General features: G+C 41.4%; 6 protein-coding genes. 2 read left to right on the top strand and 4 right to left on the bottom strand.

The window, feature by feature from the left end:
* Positions 1-39 precede the first annotated feature (39 nt).
* The 4 genes from ACT3QP_RS13980 to msrA all read right to left on the bottom strand — a co-directional run bounded on the left by ACT3QP_RS13980 (position 40) and on the right by msrA (position 3,826).
* The gene (locus tag ACT3QP_RS13980) at positions 40-1,515 is read right to left on the bottom strand and encodes a lytic murein transglycosylase (protein WP_444525925.1); all 1,476 of its coding nucleotides are present in this window, start codon (positions 1,513-1,515) and stop codon (positions 40-42) included.
* A gap of 243 nt (positions 1,516-1,758) precedes the next feature.
* A complete protein-coding gene (locus ACT3QP_RS13975; RefSeq protein WP_444525924.1) occupies positions 1,759-2,472 on the bottom strand; it encodes a DUF1499 domain-containing protein in 714 nt (237 codons plus the stop codon).
* A 51-nt stretch (positions 2,473-2,523) separates the two neighbouring features.
* Positions 2,524-3,183, bottom strand: a complete 660-nt coding sequence (tmpT, locus tag ACT3QP_RS13970; RefSeq protein ID WP_444525923.1) for a thiopurine S-methyltransferase — start codon at positions 3,181-3,183, stop codon at positions 2,524-2,526.
* Between the two features lie 121 nt (positions 3,184-3,304).
* Complete coding sequence (msrA, locus tag ACT3QP_RS13965) at positions 3,305-3,826, bottom strand: peptide-methionine (S)-S-oxide reductase MsrA (RefSeq protein WP_444525922.1); 522 nt, start codon at positions 3,824-3,826, stop codon at positions 3,305-3,307.
* 260 nt (positions 3,827-4,086) lie between these two features.
* On the opposite strand from msrA, the gene cmoA reads away from it, so the two are divergent.
* Both cmoA and ACT3QP_RS13955 read left to right on the top strand, forming a co-directional pair.
* Complete coding sequence (cmoA, locus tag ACT3QP_RS13960; protein WP_444525921.1) at positions 4,087-4,884, top strand: carboxy-S-adenosyl-L-methionine synthase CmoA; 798 nt, start codon at positions 4,087-4,089, stop codon at positions 4,882-4,884.
* Between the two features lie 31 nt (positions 4,885-4,915).
* The gene (locus ACT3QP_RS13955; protein ID WP_444525920.1) at positions 4,916-5,479 is read left to right on the top strand and encodes a hypothetical protein; all 564 of its coding nucleotides are present in this window, start codon (positions 4,916-4,918) and stop codon (positions 5,477-5,479) included.
* Positions 5,480-5,530: the final 51 nt, after the last annotated feature.

The following is a 5,530-nucleotide window of genomic DNA, read 5'->3' as shown; positions in this document are numbered from 1 at the left end:
CTGTTATTCGCCTTTCAATGTTACTAAGCTTACTTTTTATTATAAACCTTCATCAACACGTATTAGCTGGATACTACCATCGGCGTTGGTAATGCGGCGATAACGAACATTACCAGATATCGATGATTGAGTAGCTGGTTGCGCAGAATAGGTGCTGTTAGGTGTGGCTGTTTGCTGTTGAATCAGTTGCCCCATACGATCGGCAGAGGCAGGGTTTAACGGTTGGCTATTTGCTGGCTGGTTATACTGATTACCATATTGTGAGCGAGCAGGCGCGGTGTTGCCTATAATAGCTTGATAGAATTTCTGTCCTGCACGTCCATCGGCTGGGAAGATACCTTTACTAGATTGGTATTGCTGAATAGCGGTACGAGTATTGTCACCAATAATGCCATCGACACCGCCAATATCGTAACCAGCATTTAATAGTGCCTGTTGAATGTCTTTTGCTTGTTGGCGACTGATACCTGGATCATCCGTTGGCCATGCCGTGACAAAGTCGGTTTTGCTACTGTCTTCGCGGGTGATTAGGTCTGCTAAATGAGCGATTGCCAACGCATAATTTTCTGATGCGTTGTATGAATAAAACGTGTCGAAGTTTTTACCGACTAGGAATGCAGGGCCTTCAATACCAGCAGGTAATAATAAACCTGCGCTGCTTAAATCAGATGGTAAAGAGCTACCATTCGCAAGTGTTAAACCTTGATTACGCCAATGGCTCATCGATTTTTTATTTTTACGGCTTGAAGCTGCCCAGTAGCCATCAGGCAGTTTAACTTCATAACCCCATGGTTCACCTGAGCGATAGCCACGATTTTTCAAAAAGTTAGCCGTAGAGGCTAATGCGTCAGGGACATTGTTGACCAAATCACGACGACCATCACCATCAAAATCCACAGCCAACTCTAAAAATGTACTTGGCATAAACTGAGTCTGTCCAAAGGCACCTGCCCATGAACCTGTCATATCACTTGGCGCGATATCACCATTCTGGACAATTTTTAAGGCATTGGCATACTCGCCTTGGAAGTAGCTTTGGCGACGATCAAAGCATGACAGTGTCGCTAAAGATTCGAACAAAGGCTTTTTCCCCAAGGTCTGACCGAAGTTAGATTCAACGCCCCACACACCTAGTACGTGTTCAGCTTTTACGCCGTAGCGTGACTCGATTTGGCGTAGGGTGTCGCTCCACTGACGTTTGGCACGGATACCATCTTCGACACGCTCTTTGTCCACTAACGCAGATAGATAATCCCAAACGTCTTTTTGAAACTCAGGCTGATAGTTAAGAGACTGAATCACGCTAGGATCAGGCTGGCTAGGACGGTAGTTGTTAAAAGTAAAACTGTCCACGCCACGGAATTTGCTAGAGTTTTTTAGCCCATCTAGGCACTGTTGGAATTTAGCATTAGATAAGTTTGGCGCTTCTGGTCGGGCAGCTTGGGCGGTGCTAGAAAAACTCAGCCCAACAGCGATGCTAAGTAGCGATAAATGAGAAAGTGAAGTCAAACGCATGGAAATGTCCTATAAACATCGAAACAGTCATTAAGAAGTAAAATAAAGTAGGTAAAAGTAGTATGCACCTAGAGTAACCAATCTAAACAGTAAAGAAAAGGTATCGCAGGACTAAGATTATGAATGGTTACTATAAATTGACGGTGGCGCAATATTAGAAGAGGGGTTCCAATAGATATTTTGCGATGAATGGAGTAATAAAATTAGAATAGCGGCAGGCATTTATGCTCTATTCACATCTAACTACTTCCCCAAAACTCCATCCAACTCATCAACCAACGTATGAATGCGCGCTGCATTTTTACCCAAATCGCTCTTGCCAACACGTGATTTACTACGGATATCAACCAAACGTTCGCTGTTATTATCCGTCACACGAATCACCACATCATCTTTGAAACCAAACCAAGTAGAGGTATCGGTAGCTTCGATGATGCCTTTGTCAGCATCAGTATTGATAAGCTCCCAACCTAAATTTGCAATGGCTTGTTTGGATGCTTCGACTAATTCAGAGGTTGATTGAGAGTAGGTCAATGTCTGTAGATCAGGGTAGGCCGTGCGTTGTTGCTCTGCTGCTTCTGCGCCTGCGTACTCTACTGGATTTGGCGCATCTGCACGTAGGGGTGCAATCGCGACAAACTTAGGTGGATTTACCAAATCGGTTGAAATATCGTGAATTGGCGGTACATTTTTGGCGGTAGTCATCATGCCAAATGGAAGGGCGATAGCAATCGCAGAAAATATAACGGCTATTGCTGCGCTGACAAGGCTGACCGTTTTACGTTTAAATATAACTTGAATCGCCAATAGTACGAGAGCCGCAATACCAACAAACAACCCAAATTTAAAGCCTGTAAAGGCAGTTTCTAACTCTACAATGCCAAACCTATAAAGCGGTGCTGGTAGTGCTACTAGCAAAAATGCTATTAAACTTATCATACTTATTAAAATTTTCATTGGAACGCTCCGTTATTTTTTAATAGTTACTCAATCGCTGCGCTCAGCATTTTAGTTATGGTTTAACAGCGAGACATGCTCTGTTACCGTTAATTCAGGTGTCGATCCTATCGAAGTCAGTTCGTTGGCGAGTTCGCTGATTTGATAATACTCGCCATAATATTGTTGTATTTGCTCATTATTAATTGAGAAGGGTGGGCCATTTCTTTTACTTTGGTCATAATTCAACGTGATTAATAATTGTGAAGTTTTGCCACTAATTTCACGTATCTGCTCGCTATACTTCGCCCGCATATCGGCTGGCAGGGCAATCAATGCGGCTTTATCGTAGACCGCGTCAACACGACCAATATCATCAGCTGTCAGGCCAAAAATATCAGCAACCCATAAGGTAATGGTTTGTCCCGACAATTGACCTTGATAGTATCTAATCGCTGGATTTTTTAAATGCTGATGTATGGTGGGTACAATATTTTGCTCGGCAAAGAATGCTTGTACGGCTGTCTCGACCAATTCAACTCCAACTACATCGTAGCCTTGCGCTGATAACCACAGCATATCAATTGACTTACCGCACAAAGGCACTAAAACCCGATTGCCAACAGGTAGCTTTAAGGCTGAAAAATGTTTTATTAAGAATGGATTTACCTCAGACTGGTTAAAGCCAATACGACCTTCTTGCCAACGTGTTTGCCAAAATTTGGGATTCATATGGTTATTCCTAAAACATCACCGTTATATATTATTGATCGCTATCATACCGCTAAATGCAACAAAAAAGCCAAGAGTATGAACCCTCGGCTTTCAAAGTGGATAAGACAGCTTTTAGTATTTAATCAACCATATACTGACTAAATTCTTTGCGTAATTTTGCGAGCTTTGGCGGTATGGCAAAGTTACAATATCCTTGGCCTGGGTTTCTATTAAAGAAGTTTTGATGTACCTCTTCAGCTTTATAGAAATCAACGGCGGGATGAACTTCTGTGACCACGTTCACGCCCATGTCGCGTAATTTATTGATCGTACGGTCAACTATTGGCTTTTGGTCGTCGTTTGTGTAGAACACCACACTACGGTATTGGCTGCCCACGTCATTGCCTTGACGGTCTTTGGTCGTTGGATCATGAGTGACAAAAAAGGCATCTAGTATCACTTCTAATGGAACGATAGAGTCATCAAACTCGACTTTAATAACTTCAACGTGTCCAGTCGTTCCGCTACAGACATCTTCGTAATTAGCAGAGACAGCGTCACCACCCATGTAACCTGAGACGACAGATTGCACGCCTTTTACCGATAAAAATACGGACTCGGTGCACCAAAAGCAGCCACCGCCTAATACGATCGTTTGCATAATTTTTCCTATTATTATAAATATGAGTTAAGTGCTGTATTTGACTGTGATGTTATCGTTTTTTAATGATTGTTCAATGACTAACTATTTCCATTGATTTTGACCTTTAGCACTATCTAATCAGCTTAGCAGGCAAGCCAAAGGCGATAAGTAACAAACAGTAATGTTATAATGAGTTTTTGCTATGTTAATTGGTTTTGAATCAATAATGATACGCAACATTATCAAGTGTTTCCTAATTTAAGTTCTATCATCTAAAAATGAGCCGCCCCATGAGCCAACCCAAGCCTGCTATTAAACATGACACCTTATTTGACAAACCCTTTACCACACCACTGGATAAAGCGTCGCGCTTTTCATTTGATGAGCAAGTGGTGGCTTGTTTCCCTGATATGATTCGCCGTAGTGTGCCCGGTTATGGTCAAGTGCTAGCAATGCTGCCGATATTTGCCCGCCGTCATTGCAAGTATCGTCAGCAAGGTGATAATGGACAACGTGTCAGCCGTATTTATGATTTGGGTTGCTCGCTTGGTGCGGCCAGTATGACGCTGGCAGGCGAGTTTGAGCCACAAGATTTGCAAATCAAAGCTATTGATATCTCACCAGCGATGACGACAGAGGCGACCACGTTACTTAGTGAGAATTATCCTGAACACGATATCGAAGTGATCACGGCAGACATCCGCGATGTGGAGCTTGAACCGTGCGATATGGTGATTTTGAATTTAACGCTACAGTTTTTACCGGCGGCCGATAGAATAGCGGTATTAGAGAAGATTTATGCAGCATTAAATGAAGGCGGCATACTGGTCCTGACTGAAAAAACCCACGCATTTGATGAGCAGTATGATGCGTGGTTAGTAGAGCGTTATTATGACTTTAAACGCGCCAATGGTTATACCGAAATGGAAATTAGTGGCAAACGTAATGCATTAGAGAATGTCCTTATCACTGATACCTTGGATGAGCATCATGCACGCTTGAGTGATGTTGGTTTTAAACGTCATCTCACATGGTTTCAGTTTTTGAACTTTGTGTCTGTGGTGGCGTTTAAATAGAGTTTATCTTAGGAGCTAGCAAGGCACCAATATGATTCCATCTATAGCTGAACAAAATTTTCATAAAGTGTTAACACAAAAAATGAGCATGCAATCATTTGAGCTATGGTTGTATGAAGATAATGTATTGGAATCTAGCAACCCTGATTTATATCTTGAATTGATTTCGTTTGATTATAGTTTTGAAGATAATTTTTATTACCGTTTTTATGATAGTTTTGCGAAATACGTCCATTTTTATAAATTTGAAACTGACCGAATAACAGAGTATCTAAACTCAATTATTGATAGAGATGGAAATTGTAGTAATGCGATTTGGGTGATGTATGAGTTATATTGCAAGGGTTATGGTTTTCTCGGCAAGCTAGGAATTAAATATGGGTTTTGCCTAGTAGACTACGAAACTTCGAAATTAAACCGTAATATAGATAGTATCTTAGATAAGTTGTATCCCGAGATTGTTGATGATGCTAAAAATGTCTTGAACTGGTTAGAAGAAGGTAAAATTGTTTTCAAAAGTCAGGACAACGGTTATGGTGTTTTTGAATACGACGACCTTCGTAGTGAAACGGAAATTCTGCAAGGAAATGCGTAGTTCACGAACTTCAAAGAGTTTATATATTAAAACTTATCTTTCTTTATTTTA

The sequence above is a fragment of the Psychrobacter sp. AOP7-B1-24 genome, assembly GCF_052376215.1.
GTDB lineage: Bacteria > Pseudomonadota > Gammaproteobacteria > Pseudomonadales > Moraxellaceae > Psychrobacter.
The sequence above is the reverse complement of the archived record's forward strand: the minus strand, read 5'-3'. Positions and strand labels throughout refer to the sequence as shown.